This is a genomic window from Leuconostoc falkenbergense (genome assembly GCF_045801155.1).
GTDB classification, from domain to species: domain Bacteria; phylum Bacillota; class Bacilli; order Lactobacillales; family Lactobacillaceae; genus Leuconostoc; species Leuconostoc falkenbergense.
The window spans coordinates 916,175-932,031 of sequence record NZ_CP174386.1 but is presented as its reverse complement, the minus strand read 5'-3'; the positions used below and the strand labels follow the sequence as shown (position 1 = coordinate 932,031).

The 15,857-nt window shown below is 39.2% G+C and carries 16 protein-coding genes; 5 read left to right on the top strand and 11 right to left on the bottom strand.

All coding sequences use genetic code 11. The annotated features are described in order from the left end of the window. Positions 1–36 precede the first annotated feature (36 nt). Complete coding sequence (locus ACI3ES_RS04605; protein WP_317211157.1) at positions 37–1,446, top strand: glycoside hydrolase family 32 protein; 1,410 nt, start codon at positions 37–39, stop codon at positions 1,444–1,446. Positions 1,447–1,562: 116 nt separating this feature from the next. Next, positions 1,563–2,525, top strand: a complete 963-nt coding sequence (locus tag ACI3ES_RS04600; RefSeq protein ID WP_142511479.1) for a LacI family DNA-binding transcriptional regulator — start codon at positions 1,563–1,565, stop codon at positions 2,523–2,525. Positions 2,526–2,543: 18 nt separating this feature from the next. Here the strand turns inward: ACI3ES_RS04600 and ACI3ES_RS04595 are convergent, their stop codons facing one another. The 5 genes from ACI3ES_RS04595 to ACI3ES_RS04575 form a co-directional block, all read right to left on the bottom strand. Continuing rightward, positions 2,544–3,023 (bottom strand): glutathione peroxidase, encoded by a 480-nt coding sequence (locus tag ACI3ES_RS04595; protein ID WP_142511480.1) that lies wholly within the window; start codon positions 3,021–3,023, stop codon positions 2,544–2,546. 75 nt (positions 3,024–3,098) lie between these two features. Further along, the gene (locus ACI3ES_RS04590) at positions 3,099–3,842 is read right to left on the bottom strand and encodes a fructosamine kinase family protein (RefSeq protein ID WP_317211160.1); all 744 of its coding nucleotides are present in this window, start codon (positions 3,840–3,842) and stop codon (positions 3,099–3,101) included. 198 nt (positions 3,843–4,040) lie between these two features. Further along, positions 4,041–4,175, bottom strand: a complete 135-nt coding sequence (locus ACI3ES_RS04585) for a hypothetical protein (protein ID WP_004913524.1) — start codon at positions 4,173–4,175, stop codon at positions 4,041–4,043. A 266-nt stretch (positions 4,176–4,441) separates the two neighbouring features. Then, the gene (locus ACI3ES_RS04580) at positions 4,442–5,083 is read right to left on the bottom strand and encodes an RNA polymerase (RefSeq protein WP_142511482.1); all 642 of its coding nucleotides are present in this window, start codon (positions 5,081–5,083) and stop codon (positions 4,442–4,444) included. 196 nt (positions 5,084–5,279) lie between these two features. After that, the gene (locus ACI3ES_RS04575) at positions 5,280–5,528 is read right to left on the bottom strand and encodes a GlsB/YeaQ/YmgE family stress response membrane protein (protein ID WP_080519323.1); all 249 of its coding nucleotides are present in this window, start codon (positions 5,526–5,528) and stop codon (positions 5,280–5,282) included. A 311-nt stretch (positions 5,529–5,839) separates the two neighbouring features. Here ACI3ES_RS04575 and kdsA point away from each other — a divergent pair, with 311 nt between their 5' ends. Then, a complete protein-coding gene (gene kdsA / locus ACI3ES_RS04570; protein ID WP_004913534.1) occupies positions 5,840–6,691 on the top strand; it encodes a 3-deoxy-8-phosphooctulonate synthase in 852 nt (283 codons plus the stop codon). After that, positions 6,675–7,631: an SIS domain-containing protein gene (locus tag ACI3ES_RS04565; RefSeq protein ID WP_004913537.1), complete on the top strand. Its 957-nt coding sequence runs from the start codon at positions 6,675–6,677 to the stop codon at positions 7,629–7,631. Before kdsA ends, ACI3ES_RS04565 begins: the two co-directional genes overlap by 17 nt. 48 nt (positions 7,632–7,679) lie before the next feature. On the opposite strand, the gene ACI3ES_RS04560 is transcribed toward ACI3ES_RS04565, so the two are convergent. The 6 genes from ACI3ES_RS04560 to ACI3ES_RS04535 form a co-directional block, all read right to left on the bottom strand. Further along, positions 7,680–9,350 (bottom strand): glycerophosphodiester phosphodiesterase family protein, encoded by a 1,671-nt coding sequence (locus tag ACI3ES_RS04560; RefSeq protein WP_407632031.1) that lies wholly within the window; start codon positions 9,348–9,350, stop codon positions 7,680–7,682. Between the two features lie 14 nt (positions 9,351–9,364). Beyond that, positions 9,365–10,666, bottom strand: coding sequence for a chloride channel protein (locus ACI3ES_RS04555; protein WP_375792851.1), 1,302 nt, complete (start codon positions 10,664–10,666; stop codon positions 9,365–9,367). A 199-nt stretch (positions 10,667–10,865) separates the two neighbouring features. Then, positions 10,866–11,345 (bottom strand): DUF1440 domain-containing protein, encoded by a 480-nt coding sequence (locus tag ACI3ES_RS04550; protein ID WP_142511485.1) that lies wholly within the window; start codon positions 11,343–11,345, stop codon positions 10,866–10,868. Positions 11,346–11,502: 157 nt separating this feature from the next. After that, positions 11,503–12,462, bottom strand: a complete 960-nt coding sequence (locus ACI3ES_RS04545; protein WP_407632030.1) for a nucleoside hydrolase — start codon at positions 12,460–12,462, stop codon at positions 11,503–11,505. A 1-nt stretch (position 12,463) separates the two neighbouring features. After that, on the bottom strand, positions 12,464–13,396 hold the full coding sequence (gene rihC / locus ACI3ES_RS04540; protein WP_114667288.1) for a ribonucleoside hydrolase RihC: 933 nt from the start codon (positions 13,394–13,396) through the stop codon (positions 12,464–12,466). Between the two features lie 20 nt (positions 13,397–13,416). After that, the gene (locus tag ACI3ES_RS04535; protein ID WP_080519320.1) at positions 13,417–14,640 is read right to left on the bottom strand and encodes a NupC/NupG family nucleoside CNT transporter; all 1,224 of its coding nucleotides are present in this window, start codon (positions 14,638–14,640) and stop codon (positions 13,417–13,419) included. A gap of 145 nt (positions 14,641–14,785) precedes the next feature. On the opposite strand from ACI3ES_RS04535, the gene rbsR reads away from it, so the two are divergent. Continuing rightward, the gene (gene rbsR, locus ACI3ES_RS04530; protein ID WP_142511488.1) at positions 14,786–15,784 is read left to right on the top strand and encodes a ribose utilization transcriptional repressor RbsR; all 999 of its coding nucleotides are present in this window, start codon (positions 14,786–14,788) and stop codon (positions 15,782–15,784) included. Positions 15,785–15,857: the final 73 nt, after the last annotated feature.

Here is a 15,857-nt window from a genome sequence, read left to right as displayed (position 1 = left end):
CGCCGCAACATCCAAAACATACTTTAAGGAGACAATATGTCACACACACTCGAAAAAAAATTCTCAACGGTAACCAATGATCGCTACCGCCCTGAATTTCATTTAGCACCAACCTATGGCTGGATGAATGACCCTAATGGTTTTGTATACTTTCAAGGCTATTATCATATTTTCTATCAAAACTATCCCTACAAACCTGAATGGGGACCAATGCATTGGGGGCACGCACGAAGCAGTGATTTAATGCACTGGGAAGACTTACCAATTGCATTAACCCCTGGTGATGATGAAGATACAGACGGTGTGTTTTCGGGAAGCGCCATTGTCAAAGATGGTCGCCTTTGGCTGATTTATACGGGTCATCATTACTACGGCGACAATGATCCCGAACATTTTTGGCAAAATCAAAATCTAGCTTATAGTGATGACGGTGTTCATTTTACAAAGTATGAGCACAACCCTATTATTGCTGAAGCGCCGTCTGATAGCACCCACCACTTCCGTGATCCTAAAATTTGGGAATATGATGGCAATTACTACGTCATTTTAGGTAACCAATCACAAGATGGACTCGGTCGTGCCTTAATCTATCAATCCGAAAATCTCTTTGATTGGCAATATCTAGGTGAGCTCGACAAATCACGAGCTGTCGCAACCGAAGGTGACATGTGGGAATGCCCTGATTTTTTCACCCTCAACGGTCGTCATATCCTACTCACCTCACCTATGAAAATTGAAACCCAGCCCCAAAAATTCCGTAATCTCTATCAAACAGGTTACTTTGTAGGCCATTACGATTACGCCAAAAATCAATTTGACCGTGGCGAGTTTCAAGAATTAGATAATGGTCATAACTTTTACGCCTCACAAACCCTTTTGGCACCGGACGGTCGCCGAATCGTTATTGGCTGGGCGGATATGTGGGAAAGCGAATTTCCTGAAAAAGCAGATGGCTGGGCAGGTATGCTCACATTACCTCGCGAACTTATCCTAGCCAATGACCGTTTATTGATGCGTCCAGTCACCGAAGTACGCTCTTTACGTGGACAAGTACTAAGCAGCGGCAGTTTGTCATCAGTACAAACGTTATTAAATGGTCATTCAGCAACTGTTGAAGTTCAGCTCAATCTCACCGCCCAAGATTTTAACTTACACTTTCAAAATAGCCAACAACAAGATATTATCGCGCTCAATTTTGATAATGCTAACCAGCAATTCCAATTAACACATCAGGATCATCCTCAAGATGATCGGTTTGCAACAATTGAACAATCATCACAAATAACACTTTCCTTATATATTGATAAAAGTGTCGTTGAAATATTCGTTCAAAACGGTGAAAAAGTATTCACAGAACGATTCTATACTGATGAGGCACCTACAATCAAAATTGACGGCAAGAATTTGTTAGGTCAGTTCACAACCTATCAACTCGAAACAAACTAAACAACATTCTCCCAGCAACATTATCAAAGTTTATCATCACTTGTAGTATACTTATAATTAGTTTTATAATGCTTATCAAATTAGGATAAGCATTTTTATTTTGTTTAGGTGATGTGATGAATTACAAATTAGAAGATGTTGCTGAAATTGCCGGTGTATCAAAAACGACAGTCTCTCGTGTTATCAATAAACGCGGCTATTTGAGCCAAGCCACAATTGATAAAGTACACGACGCGATGGCTGAACTGAACTATCAGCCAAATGCGGCAGCGCAACAATTGCAAAAGAAAAAAACAAATATCGTTGGTCTGCTTTTCCCGTCAATTGCTAACCCTTTTTTTGGCGAACTCGTCGAAACACTGGAAAAGAAATTATATCAAAAGGGCTATACAGTCATTGTCGGCGATGCAACTCAAGATGCCAAAAAAGAAGAGCATTATTTAAAACAATTACTCTCCCGTCAAGTTGATGGTTTAATTGTGGGAACGCATAACTTTAATATTCAAACTTACAATAAATACCACGGCTTACCAATTGTCTCAATTGAACGCATTCTTAATGATGAAATTCCTACGATTGCCGTGAATAATTATCAAGGTGGTGTGTTAGCAACGGAATTTCTGATTAAACAAGGCGCAAAGAAAATTATTCATACCACAGATCCGTTTTCCAACAATATGCCAAGTGACCAACGACATCAAGGTTATTTGGATACCATGGCAAAGCACCACTTAACACCCATTACATGGCAAATTGATTTTGAAATGAGCTATGCACAAAAAACAGCCAATTTCACCAAAATGCTGCAACAGCATAACGACGTTGACGCTATTTTTGCAAGTAATGATGTTGAAGCAACGCAAATGCTACCCTTAGTATCAAAAATGCCATCAAAACCTATCGTAGTAGGTTTTGATGGCACGCAACTCATTCAAGCTATCTTTCCAAACATGCCAACCATTGTGCAACCAATTGAACAGTTGGCTAGTGTCGCTATTGAAGTTCTTGAGAAAAGAATTGCTGGTGAAGCAACTAAGACAAAGTACTTACTTGACGTTACACTTTCAACCCAACGCTGATTGACCACAAAATAAAAATTAAGCACCAAGCAATTTTTCAATATCTGGAATCATTTCTTTAGGTGAAGTGTTTGGGGCAAAACGTCCAACCACTTCACCTTTTTGATTAACCAGAAATTTGGTGAAATTCCATTTAATTGCCGATCCAAAAGTACCTTTCGTGTTGTCCTTTAAGTACTTAAACAATGGATCGGTATTTTTGCCGTTAACAGAAATCAAGTGGTGCATGGGAAACGTCACGCCGTATGTCAAGCGACACGCTTCAGCGGCTTCATGACTCGAGTCCACTTCCTGTTTGAATTGATTAGACGGAAAGCCCAAAACGACTAAACCTTGGTCTTGATAAGTTTTATAAAGCGATTCTAATTCTTCAAACTGCGGGGCATAACCACATTTTGTAGCCGTATTAACAATGATAACGGGGCGCCCTTTTAAACTGTCTAATGAGTATGTTTCCCCATTTTCTTTGATCGCTTGAAACTGGTATATATTAGCCATAATTTCTCCTTCAATCATATTTTTTATTAACGTCATTATAGCATTAGATAAGTCAAACTAAATGATAGGCGCTCACTAGTCAGATTGTTGATTGATACTGACTAATTTTTGCTGTACTTGTGCCAAGTATCCGGCACCAAACTGTGACAGATGGAACATCAGATAATACAGTTGATAAAACAATATGCGTCTTTCATAACCCGAAGTCAATGGGTAAGTTGCTTGATAACCACGGTAAAACGCATCGGAAAAGCCACCAAAAACGGTTGTAATCCCAATATCAAATTCACGATCACCATAAAATACTGCGGGATCAATTAGAATGGGTTCACCATTTAACCCAAACATATAATTTCCTGACCAAAGATCGCCGTGTAATAGTGAGGGTTGCGCTTGATAATCCATCATCAAACGTTCAAATTGCTTGATAGCTGCTTGAAACGATAAATCTAACTCTTCTGGCCACAAGCCTTGATCTCGAACCATTTTTCGCAATGGCAATAAACGTTGCTGCACAAAAAATGTTGACCAACTTTTTTGCCAAGAATTATCAGCTGTGTAAGTCCCCATTGTGAATGATTCATCAAATCCAAATTGGCCTTGAGGACTAGTTTGCTGATGTATTCTCGCCAAAGCAGTGCCTAATGCAAAAGCATCCCCTTGCGATTGATGCGCTAAATAAGACAAAACGAGATAAGCATTATTACCCCACTCTCCTATCCGCAGGACTTGTGGCGTTTTAACAAAAGGTGCTAAACATGCTAGGCCATTGACTTCATGAGTAAAGAATTCTTTTTTATGATCCGGTTGCAGTAGCAAAAATATGGCCCCGTACTGCTTTCTAAACGAAACGCTTGATTGATATCACCGCCCCCAACAGGTGTGACTTTTGAAATTGTTCCCAAATTAAGATGTGATAAAAACGCTGCATCCATACAAACCCCTCTTTTCAATTAAAAAATAGCAATAGCCACAATCATTAACGGCTATCACTATTAAAATTTTATAGTATCAAAATCAACCATGTATTTTGTCTTCTAATTCATCACCTAACTCATCAATTCCCTTGGCGGCAAAAATTGTACCGCCAACAATCAAGCCACTGACAATCAGCGTGGAAGCAAGCATGAACTTCAAGATAGATTTCAACATTGTGAGTCTCCTTTTATAAAAAATGTGTTTGCACGGCACCTTAGGTAGTGTTTACGACTTTGTGCGCGATTGCTTAATTTCATGATAAAGGCTGAATAACAGTTGACCAACAGCCAACAAAATTGATAATTTACTCCAAAATCCTGTACTCTTTTTTACTTTTGCCATACTGAATCCTCCTAGGAATGGAATTTTGGTATTACTAACATTACGATTATTATACTTCCGTTTATTGACCAATGCAAAAAATATGCTCTCCCAACGATTTATTTTCCTTCACGAATGGCTTGGAGTCTGGCCGGTGTCACAACTCGCTGGGCGATTTGGTCCGTGACAGAACGGTGTTGTTCATCGTAGTAAGTCGCAACAGATGTGTTTAAAGATGTTGTAAATGGTTCTGAAATTGGTCTGGTAACTTGGATTTGGTCGCCATTGATATTAATTTTTGCTGACAAAATATCCGATATCCCAGCAAAACTGTCTGTTTGCGGTACATAACGCTGAATTTCGCCGTCATTTACACTGCCCGTCATTGCCCAGTAATTTTGTGTGAAATCAAATTGGGTATTTGGCTTGCCATTCTGACCAGCAAATGCAGCTTGTATCAAAATCGCAATTTGGTGCGTTAAATCCAGTGATGCCCAATTTGTCACGATACTACTGCTTTCGGCACTACTAGAACTACTAGAACTTACGCTATTACTGCTCGATGATGTTGTACTTGAACTCTCAGTGCTAGTTGATGATTGAGAATGATGGCTTGTTGACGTTGATTTGCTTGACTGGTGCGCTGATTGCGATTTTTGTATCGTGTGTGATTGGCTGTAAGCATACACGCCAATGCTGGCCATTATAACGACCAAAATTGCAGCAATAACTGCACCAATATATTTAGTATGTGATTTCATCCTCTCCCCTTTTTTTCATATAAAATTAACTTTAACTACATTTGTTACTCTCTCATCTAAAACATAATAATCTTTATAATATATGATACGCTTTGAAATCAAAATTGCTTATTATTTTGCTTGCGTAATTGCTGATAAACAAAAAAAGAGACTTTTCCTAAAAAGTCTCTTTTATCATGGTTTAGAAAGTTTTACCTTATTTATTAGCTCTGCCAACTAACCATGAAACAATTAGCACTAGAATAACAGCGCCAATGATTGATGGAATTAGTGCCATGCCGGCCAAGCTTGGTCCCCAAGAACCCAGCAAACTTTCACCCAACCATGAGCCAATTAAACCAGCAATAATATTACTGATCCAACCCATTGCTGCGCCACGACTAGTGATAGCACCAGCTACTGCACCAATGATTGCACCAACAATTAGTGTCCAAATTAATCCCATTTCTATATCCCTCTTTCTCATTATTTAATACCAAAAGGCGCGACTAACTTTCTAAGAAATGTCAATCAAACCCCTTGGTTAATGCCTTAAGAATAACAAATATAATATTTTATTGCAAATATTATGCTCACACTATTTGAAACGAAAATGTTAGATTGTCATTAGAAACCAATCGTTTTTGGACATGCTTTTCACAAACTCATGCTATAATATCCGTAATATTAATTAAGTATGGATAAGGCTACCCCAGACTCATAAATTAATAGCAAACACCCAACAAGAATTTGATTAAACTTAGGAGACAGAAAATTATGCCACAAATTAGTGATGTATTTCAAGATTACGGCTTTAAAAACGATCGCCTCACACTCCTCGCCGGTCCATGTGCCATTGAATCATATGAAACATGTGCTGAAGTAGCTGAGACGCTAAAACAAATTACTGATGAACTTGGGATAAATTACGTTTTCAAATCATCCTTTGATAAAGCAAATCGTAGTTCTATTGATTCGGAACGAGGCGCCGGTATGGCATCGGGCCTGAAAGTTTTAGCCAAAATTAAAGAGAACTATCATGTTCCAATTGTCACTGACGTTCATGAACCTTACCAATGTGAACCGGTGGCTGAAGTCGCAGACGTGTTACAAATTCCCGCTTACCTAAGCCGACAAACTGACCTGCTGTTAGCAGCTGGAAAAACTGGTCGCGTTGTCAATATTAAAAAAGCGCAGTTTATGGCACCAGAAGATATTCAAACAGCTGTGGATAAAGTAGCGACAAGCAATCCACATATTTTGGTAACTGAACGCGGCACTATGTTCGGCTATCATCAACTTGTTGTCGATATGACAAGTCTTATTCAGATGCGCGAAACAGGCTATCCCGTCATTTTTGACGCGACCCATTCTGTTCAAGTGCCAAGTGGTTATGGTAATCATTCAGGTGGCAATCGTGATTATGCCTTTCCTCTGATGCGCGCGGCACTAGCCATTGGTATTGATGGCATTTTTGCTGAAGTCCACCCAAATCCGCCAAAGGCAATTTCCGACCAAGATAGTCAATTATACTTGTCAAAAATTCGTCCTATCCTTGAAAATGCGAATCGGTTATTTCACGAACATCTTGAAATGAAGGCGGTGTATGCCCATGACGACTTACTTTGATGATGCAAAGCACACGTTCAACACTGAAATTGACGCGTTGAAATCAGTCCGAGATACTTTAGACACGAATTTTGATAGCGTAGTGGCAGCGATTTTACAGACCAAGGGACGTCTCATTTTTATTGCGATTGGTAAATCTGGTATTATTGCTGACAAAATTGCAGCCTCTTTTTCATCTGTCGGCGTTCCAAGTTTTTACATTGATGCTGGTACAGCCTATCACGGTGATCTTGGTCGCGTTGCCAGTGACGATTTAGCCATTTTCATTTCTAATAGTGGCGAAACTCAAGAAGTCATTCAAACACTAATTGCTTTGCAAGTGATTCACCACAATAAGCTCAAAACTGTGGCCATCACTGGTTCAGAAGATTCGTCATTAGCTAATAGCACCGATTTACTTTTAAAAGTTGATGTCGCTGAAGAAGCAGACCCTACTAAATTAGCGCCGACAAGCTCAACGACGGCAACACTAGTTATGGGCGATGCTTTGTTAATTGCGATTGAAAAAGAAAAATCATTCAAACGAGAAAACTTCGCCTTGTATCACCCCGGTGGCTCCATTGGCAAGTTGTTATTACAAAATGTTAAAAATGCCATGCACACAAAAATTCCTTATGTGCATACCACAACGCCAATCAATGATGTTATTTATCGTATCAGTGATTTTGCCGTTGGCATGACACTTGTTAAAAATGATGATGAAAAAGTTATTGGTATTGTTACCGATGGTGATATTCGTAAAAAGTTTTTGAATATTAGCCAAGTCAAAAACTCCACTGCCAAAGATTATATGACAGAAGGATTTATCAGCATTAACCAAGAAGCCCGCAATGGCGCTGCTTGGAAGAAAATGGCTGCACATAATATTTCCAACTTAGTTGTCCTTGATGATAATGAAGAAGTTGTCGGTATTATCACTATTCATGATGTTTTAGATTAGAAAATTAAAGCAGATATCACTCATTGTTGCATAAGTGATACCTGCTTTTTAAATCGCTGACTTTTGAAAGAATAATATACCGCGCAATGCATCACTATACGTCGGCTGCTTCACCAATTGTTTTAACTGCGTCCGCACCTGTTTTGGATGATCAGTGATGAAACCGCGAACGCCCATCACATAAGCACTGGCAACATCCGCTGAATCATTTACTGTCCAAACATATAAATCTTTTTTGTGCTGATTAATCGAACGTACCAACGTTTGATCGACGGCTGAATACTCAATCGCGTAAAATTGATTCGTTTTAGTATTATCAATCGTATTCTTAACTGGTGATAACAATCCGGTCCTGACTTTCAAATAGCGGCTTGCTCTTTTTAGGGCGTTCTGATTTAACGATTGAATTTCTGAATGATTCTTTTGAATTAATGGACCATACTGCGTCTCAAATTTTTGCAATTGCTCATTGGTAATTGTGTCATTAATTTTCAACTCAATTAGTAATTTCTGATGATACAAATTGGCTGTTTTAAGATAATCTTCAAACGACGACAGCTTGAATGTATGCCCTGCTTCTTTTATTTTTAAGGACTTTAAAGTTGACCATTTTGTCTGATTAATTTTGTAAGACTTACCACTTGTAGTCGTAACTTTTGTATTATGACTCAAAATATAAACATCATCTTTTGTTGGCTGAATGTCCATTTCAACGTAATCTGGTTTAGTTGCACTTACTTTTTTCAAGTTCTCAACGACATTTGGTGTTTGATTTAGGCTACTAATACCTTTGTGAGCAATCACTAAGTAACGACCACTCGGTTGATCTATCCATTTACCAGACAACCAAACGCTCAAAATGCTAACCACACACAAAATCAATAGGTTTTCCCAATGCCATGCCTCAGTTTGCAAATTTGTTGGCCGTTTTGAATGATTGGGTTGGGCATAATCAGCTAGTAGGTTAACAAATTTTGCGGTAATGACATAAAAAATGCCTGTCATCACCACAATCAATACATTAGCACCAACGTGCCTTATCGCGACCGACGTGTATGAATCCAATAAATGTTGAGCATAAATGCTCCCAAACAAACTAATAACAAGAATGATTACAACCAACAATAAATCGCGGTAAAACTTCAAATTAAACTGACTACGACGCCAACTATTTTTAAAACTTAATCCAACACGATCATGTCTAATGACTGTTTGGTGAATCAAAAATCTCATTTTCACAACCAACAGAAAATAGAGTACGTACACCACAACACCAATAGCCAACGCCCATTGACTATTCAAACTATCAAGAAAAATTTTAGGAATAGTCAAGTAATAAGACAACGGGAACTTAAAGCCAAATTGATTTAAAGGAATTGTCAAAATTAACAACAATGCAGCATATAAATGAACGCGTCCCTTTAACAAACCAGAGCAAAATTGTGACCATGTGATGTTTTCCCAAAGCCACAAGAACGCACCCAAACACAACCCAACGTACGCAAACCACAGGAATAGATAGACCAAACCGGTGATAGCATAATTAACCCAATAGTCACCAATATAGTTAAGTAACCTTGTCCAATCATTGGTCGGTATTTGATAGGTTTTAGGCTGATAACCTTGTACCCAATTAATTAGAAATTGCGCAACAACATTAAAGATAAAAATGATACTCACGATTATAATTGTTTGACGTGATATTTTTTTACTGTTCATAGTCAAATCCCCTTTCATTTAGGAACTGGTACTGTTTTGAATTGAACTTTGGTGTTGTATTTTTTTAATGTTTGACGAGAAATTACCATTGCAATTGCCACTCCAATTGCCATTGGCCAGAACACTGAGTAATTGAGGTGACAAATTTCAAGAATCATAAACATTGCCATGAAAGGTGCTTGTTGGGAGGCTGATAACAAAGTTACGGCGCCTAAAACAGCGCACTGCCAAATCACAAGATTAGGCCATATCTGTGATAAACCGATACCGATAATTGCGCCCATCGCTGCACCGATGGCAATGGCTGGTGTTAATGTACCGCCAGCTGCACCAAAACGGATTGTCAACACTGTCACAACAGCTTTTAAAATACCAACAGCAATCAAAAGCCACAGAAGTTGTGAGCTTTTGGTCCACATTGCCGTCTGTGCAAGTGCCCGGCCGTTGCCCATAATTTCCGGAAAGAAATACGCGACCACACCAGTTAAGAAAGCTACCAAAGGCAACTGCCACAAAATTGGCGATTTCTTAACTTGATTTTTTTCAGCCCATTGACAGATCACACGGAATAGCGCACCAGCAAATCCTGTAAATGGTGCAATAATAATAACTAAAATCAAACTGATCATCGAAAAATGCGCATCCCCAACTAAATAGTACGGGTGAAATCCTTTTATTAAAGATCCCATTAACATGGCTATCATTGACATCGTCAGACTCACTAACACGTTGCGTAATGATAATTTTTTTAACAATATTTCAACACAAAATAGCATACCTGTGATAGGGGCAATATAAATGCCGGCAAAACCAGCACCAGCCGCCGCTGCTATCAATAAACGACGATCATCATCAGTTAAATCTGCTAGTCCCAAATGTGATTGAAAGCGTATCCAAGTTTGGGCAAGCATAGCACCTGCTTCACGAGGCGCTAACTCTCGGCCAATTGATCCACCGGTACCAACATAAACAATTTGCGTGCAAACATGGACAATTGTTTGTAATACTGGCATTTTTTGACCATCCAACGCTTTTTTAATGCCAACCGTTGGTTGCGTTTTATTTCTCAAAAAGTACCACACAATAGCCACCAAAAGGCCACCAACTGTGACAGACAGAAGCCTGTGCAAAGGGCCAGCCGTTGGCACTGGTGATTGTGCTGTTTCCAAATAATTTAGAAATATTTTTTCGACAAATTCTAGTAATAGACTTAAACATATCGCGCTAAATCCAACAATCACACCCAATATAACGGTAGCAATCATTAATGATATATTCTCTCGTGTTGTCGATGATGATCCACTATTCTTCTTCATGGCACTAGTATCCATTTTATCTCTCACTTTTATAACTATTTTAACAGGCAATAACATACTCTAGATTACCACTCACTCTGCTAGTGCACAATGTAACATGGTTTTCCAAAAAACAAATAAAAAACGCGATTGCTTTAAATTCATCACGTTTTTGTAAAATGCCAGCCATTGGCACTTGAGCGTTATCAGTCACATGAACTTAACCTATCAATGCCACCATCACCAGATAAATACTCCATCCCCAGACGATATGTCCAAAAAATTCTGAAAAGTGCTCTGCAAATGGTTGCTTGGCAGGTGACGGAATCGTTTTTAGTAGTGGCAGTAGCACAATATGAAAAATGAACCAAACGACAATCCCATATACTGTTCCCTGCCCAATCGTGACAACATGATTAAATGCCTGTAAAAAAGTAAACAGCGCAGCAAATGTAATCGAAAACCCAAAATGCATGAATAGCGCCACAAAGTATATCCGTTGATCTGTGGCATAGGTCCAATAAGCATGCGTAAACGCTCTAGAAAACCCAAGTTGTTGTAAGAGCTGTTGGGGTGGATTAGTCTCATCTCTAGCTTGACTTCTAGGTGGCAAAATTGCTTCCCAACCAATTTTCACCATGCCAGATAGTAAACCAGCAATAATACCAACAAAAACCGTGTCTCCTATGATATGCGACATCTTCTCTCTACCACCTTTAAAAAATTACGTTATCAATATTCATTTTTAATTATAGCATAACCGTTACAATTCCCTGTTTTTGATACTTCTTTAGCTGGCGTGCTAGTCGAAACGAACGCAATAAAAAAGTACGGACGGGTCCGTACTTGAAAAGGTTTTAATCATTTAAAACAGCAATCATAAAGTCCATGAAGTCTCTGACAAAACGTTCAGTCTTGACACCAACTGCCACTTGCGTTGTTGTGTCTTCAAGCAAACGCTCTCGATCACCGATTGTGCGACCGTAATCACCTGATTCTTGATCGTATGTCACCCTCATATTCAATGGAATAGTCAAGACATAGCTAGGATCAATCGCGACCGCCACAGCGAGTGGATCATGTAAAGCAGCACCACGATGGTCAATGCCAAGTTGATCATAAGCTTCAATGTAATAATCCATCAAATCAGCATATATTATACCTGCTTTAGTGCCCAAATCACGCCATTTTTGAGTGTGCTTTTTCGTCAACAATGTCCGTAAGGTTACATCTAGGCCAACCATTGTCAAACGTGCTTGCTCTCTAAACACATGATCTGCAGCTTCTGGATCTTGATGAATATTAGCTTCAGTAAATGGCGTCACATTTCCTGGCACTGTCAGCGCACCACCCATTAAGGTTGTGTTACCAATTAGGTGAGCAATTTCTGAATCGATTGTCAACGCTTTTGACAAATTAGTCAATGGACCAGTCGGTACATAGACCAATTCATCTTGATATTGGTGCGCCATCTTGATCAGAAAGTCTATTCCACTCGTTGTTTCAACTTGTCGTGGTGAACGCGTTATATCAATATTACCAACACCATTATCACCGTGAATTGCTTTAGAAATTGGCATCACATCAAAACTTTGTGTTGTTGAAGAATGAGATTCGCCCAAAAATACTGGCACATTGTCTGCACCTAATAAATGTAACAAATCCAATGTATTTTGTGCGGCTGTTTCAACTAATGTATTACCATAAGACGCGATCACACCAATCAGGTCAGTACGCGGATCACAGACAGCCCATGCCAATGCTAACGCGTCATCAACACCTGTGTCTAAATCTAAAATCATTTTGACAGAAGCCATGTCATTCTTCTCCTTCTAGTTGTTTATTCATATTTGGAATTTGCGCAACAAACCATTTTTCGAAAGCTGCTGCATCAATGTCCGTTGCAACATGGACATTTTTTCTACCTTGCGACCAGCGATTTTGCGTGTCAGCCACAGTAGCACCTGCCGCGGGCCCTTGAGTAATGACATCAACCCAATAATCTGTCAACGTGTAAAATTCTGGTGCCAATAAGTAGCAGATTGTATTCACATCATGCATTGGTTTACCATCAGCTTCAGTATCACCATAAGCAGTCATCAACTGATGTAACATTTTGCCGGACTCACCAAGTTTGGCAACATCGTCAATCGTTTGCAAAGACAGTAGTGCTTTTAACGTAACATCTAAACCAATCATCACAATGTCGATACCACTTTTAAAGACAATATCAGCCGCATCAGGGTCAGTAAAGACGTTAAATTCAGCCACTGAAGACACGTTACCACCAGATAATGAGCCACCCATCAGCACGAAGCGTTTAATATGTGATAAAGCTTCTGGATATTGTTGGATGAGCTGTGCAATATTAGTGTAAGATCCCGTCGCCACGACAGTGATCGGCTCTACGGAAGCCATTAACGTCTCAGCCATTGCACTCACTGCATCTTGTGCAATCGCCTGATTTTTTGGTGTTTCGAAATCATAACCTGGCATACCTGAAGCACCATGGATATACGAAGCATCAACAAACGCCTTCTTGAGAGGCTTTGATGCACCTTTGGCAACAGGTACTTCTTGTCGATTAAAGAATGTGGTTAGCTTGAGTAAATTAGCAGTTGTTTTATCAACACTGACATTGCCAGCCACACTAGTCAACAGCTTAATGTCAAAATTAGGATTAGTTAAGGCAATTGACAATGCCACTGCATCATCAATGCCAGGATCCATATCTAAAATAATCGGTATCATGATTTTTCCCCCTATGATGTTTACCAAATGAACAGTCCGGCTGTAGCAGCTGAAAGAAGCGATACTAAGATTCCAGAAATTAACATGTATGGTACTCGAGAACTAATATAATCATTCTTTTCTTTATTAACAAGTCCTTTAAAGGTACCAATAATCATACCCAATGTGCCAAAGTTAGCAAAGCTTGTTAAGAAAATTGTCAGTACGGCACGAGCATGTTCATTAGCGAAAACGCCTTTTCCTGCCATGATTGACTTTGAAACTTCACCCATAACAACAAATTCATTCGTTACTAATTTAGTACCCATGAAGCGTGCCAAACGGAAAGCATCTTCAGCGCTGAAACCAAGCAACCATGCAAAAGGAAACATGATAACACCAAAAATATTTTCAAGTGTCAACCAATGGAAGCCAGTCAAACTAAACAATTGGTTGATTAAGGCTGCCAGAGAAACAAAGGCAATCACAGTAGCAGTAATAATCAAAATCAACTTACCAGCACCCAAAATTGAATCACCTAAGAATGAGAAGAAAGGTTCTTTCTTTTCACCTTTTTCAGTAATGTTAACAATTACATCTTCTTCCGCAGTTACCTTAGTTGGATTTAGAATAGCAGCGACAATAATAGCACCAAGAATGTTCAATGGAATCGCAGTTAGTACATACTTTCCCGGCACCATTTGTGTGTAAGCACCAATGACAGCAGAAGTGACACAACTCATTGACATCATAGCCAACGTAAAATTACGACGGGCTGACATACTATCTAGTTGTGACTTTGAAACGGCCAACACTTCAGTGTTACCCAAAAACATCATTTCAATTGAGAAAAATGCTTCAAATTTTGGCTGCCCAGTGATAAAAGCCAGACCTTTACCAATCCATTTGATGAGCCAAGGTAAAAATCCAATATAAGTCAAAATATCGAACAAAGGTACAACTAACAAAATTGGCAACAATGCCGAAGTCACAAAGTTTGGTCCGCCATTGTTAGCTGTCAACCAATCTGGCAATGCAAAAGCGATTCCCTGTGATGCAACTGAAACTAACCAATTAAAGCCATCAGCTGCACTTTGAACCGCAACTTGACCAGCTTTAAATTGTGTGAAAAATCCGGCAAGTGCAATTTCAAGAATTAACACAATGCCAACGGACCGCCACTGAATATTCTTTCTGTCATTAGACAGAAGCGCTGCAATGGCAATGAAAACAAAAATGCCAAGTAAATTAACAATTAAAAACATAACCTATTCCTCTCTTGCAAAACAATAATTTTTAAGTAAAACGTTTAACCGAAAACAGTGTAACATATTTATTTTGAAATTGGAAGCGTTTTCAAAAAAATTACTGGTACAATAGATACTAAGTATGAGAACAAGGAATGAAAAGATGCATAAGATATCCATTAAGGACGTGGCCAAAAAGGCCAATGTCTCAATTACAGCTGTTTCACAAATCTTGAATAATAAGGGAGAACGCTTTTCAGAAGAAACTATCAAAAAAGTGTTACAAGCTCGTGATGAGCTGGGATATGTGCCAAACAGTGCCGCTCGTAATTTAAAGGTACGGCATAGTCGTTTGATTGGCATTATCGTCCCCTCATTTAGAATGCCTTTTTTTGCTGATATCATTCAAAGTATGCAGGACAACGCACCTGAAGACGTTAACCTTGTGTTCATCGGATCTACTGCTGATAACTTGCAAAGTTCAATTTATTCATTAGTGGAACGTGGCGTTCAGGCTTTGATTTTTGGCCGTCCAATACCTAATCGCGATGTTGTGAATGCTTTTTTAAAGAAGCGCCATATTCCTTATCTTGTATTAGATCAGAATGCCGATATCAACGCACAAGACATGGTACAAACCAATGAATTTACCGGTGGTAGCTTAGCAGCAAGCCATCTACTGTCGTTGGGCCACCGAGATATTGCCCTCATATTACCCAATGAATTAACCGATAATATGCGCCAGCGTCGCGCCGGATTTTTAGATACACTGTCAGCTGCTAACGTGACGCCTGTGTCAGTTATTTCATCAGCGCTCTCTAAACACGGCGGGTTGGCTGTCGTCCACCAATTAATACAAAGTCAGGCAACAGCTGCTTTTGTATTAAATGATGAAATGGCAATTGGTGTCTTGCGTGGTTTAACATGGCAAAATGTTAAAGTACCTGAAAATATGTCAATTGTTGGTTATGATGATACTGACTACGCTGAATTTATGGTGCCATCATTAACCACTATCGCGCAACCAGTTGCCGAAATTGGGCAATCAGCACTGAATATGATTTTGCAACGTCTCGCCCATCCTAATCTTCCTTACCAAACCGCGTTTTTCGACGTTAAACTAGTCGTGCGTGAATCTACTGCCAAACTATTATTGGACTAATCAAAACAAAAACATGTTATGTTTCCCCGAAATCTAAAGTAGTTTTCGGGGATTTTTATTTGCTTGACTTAAA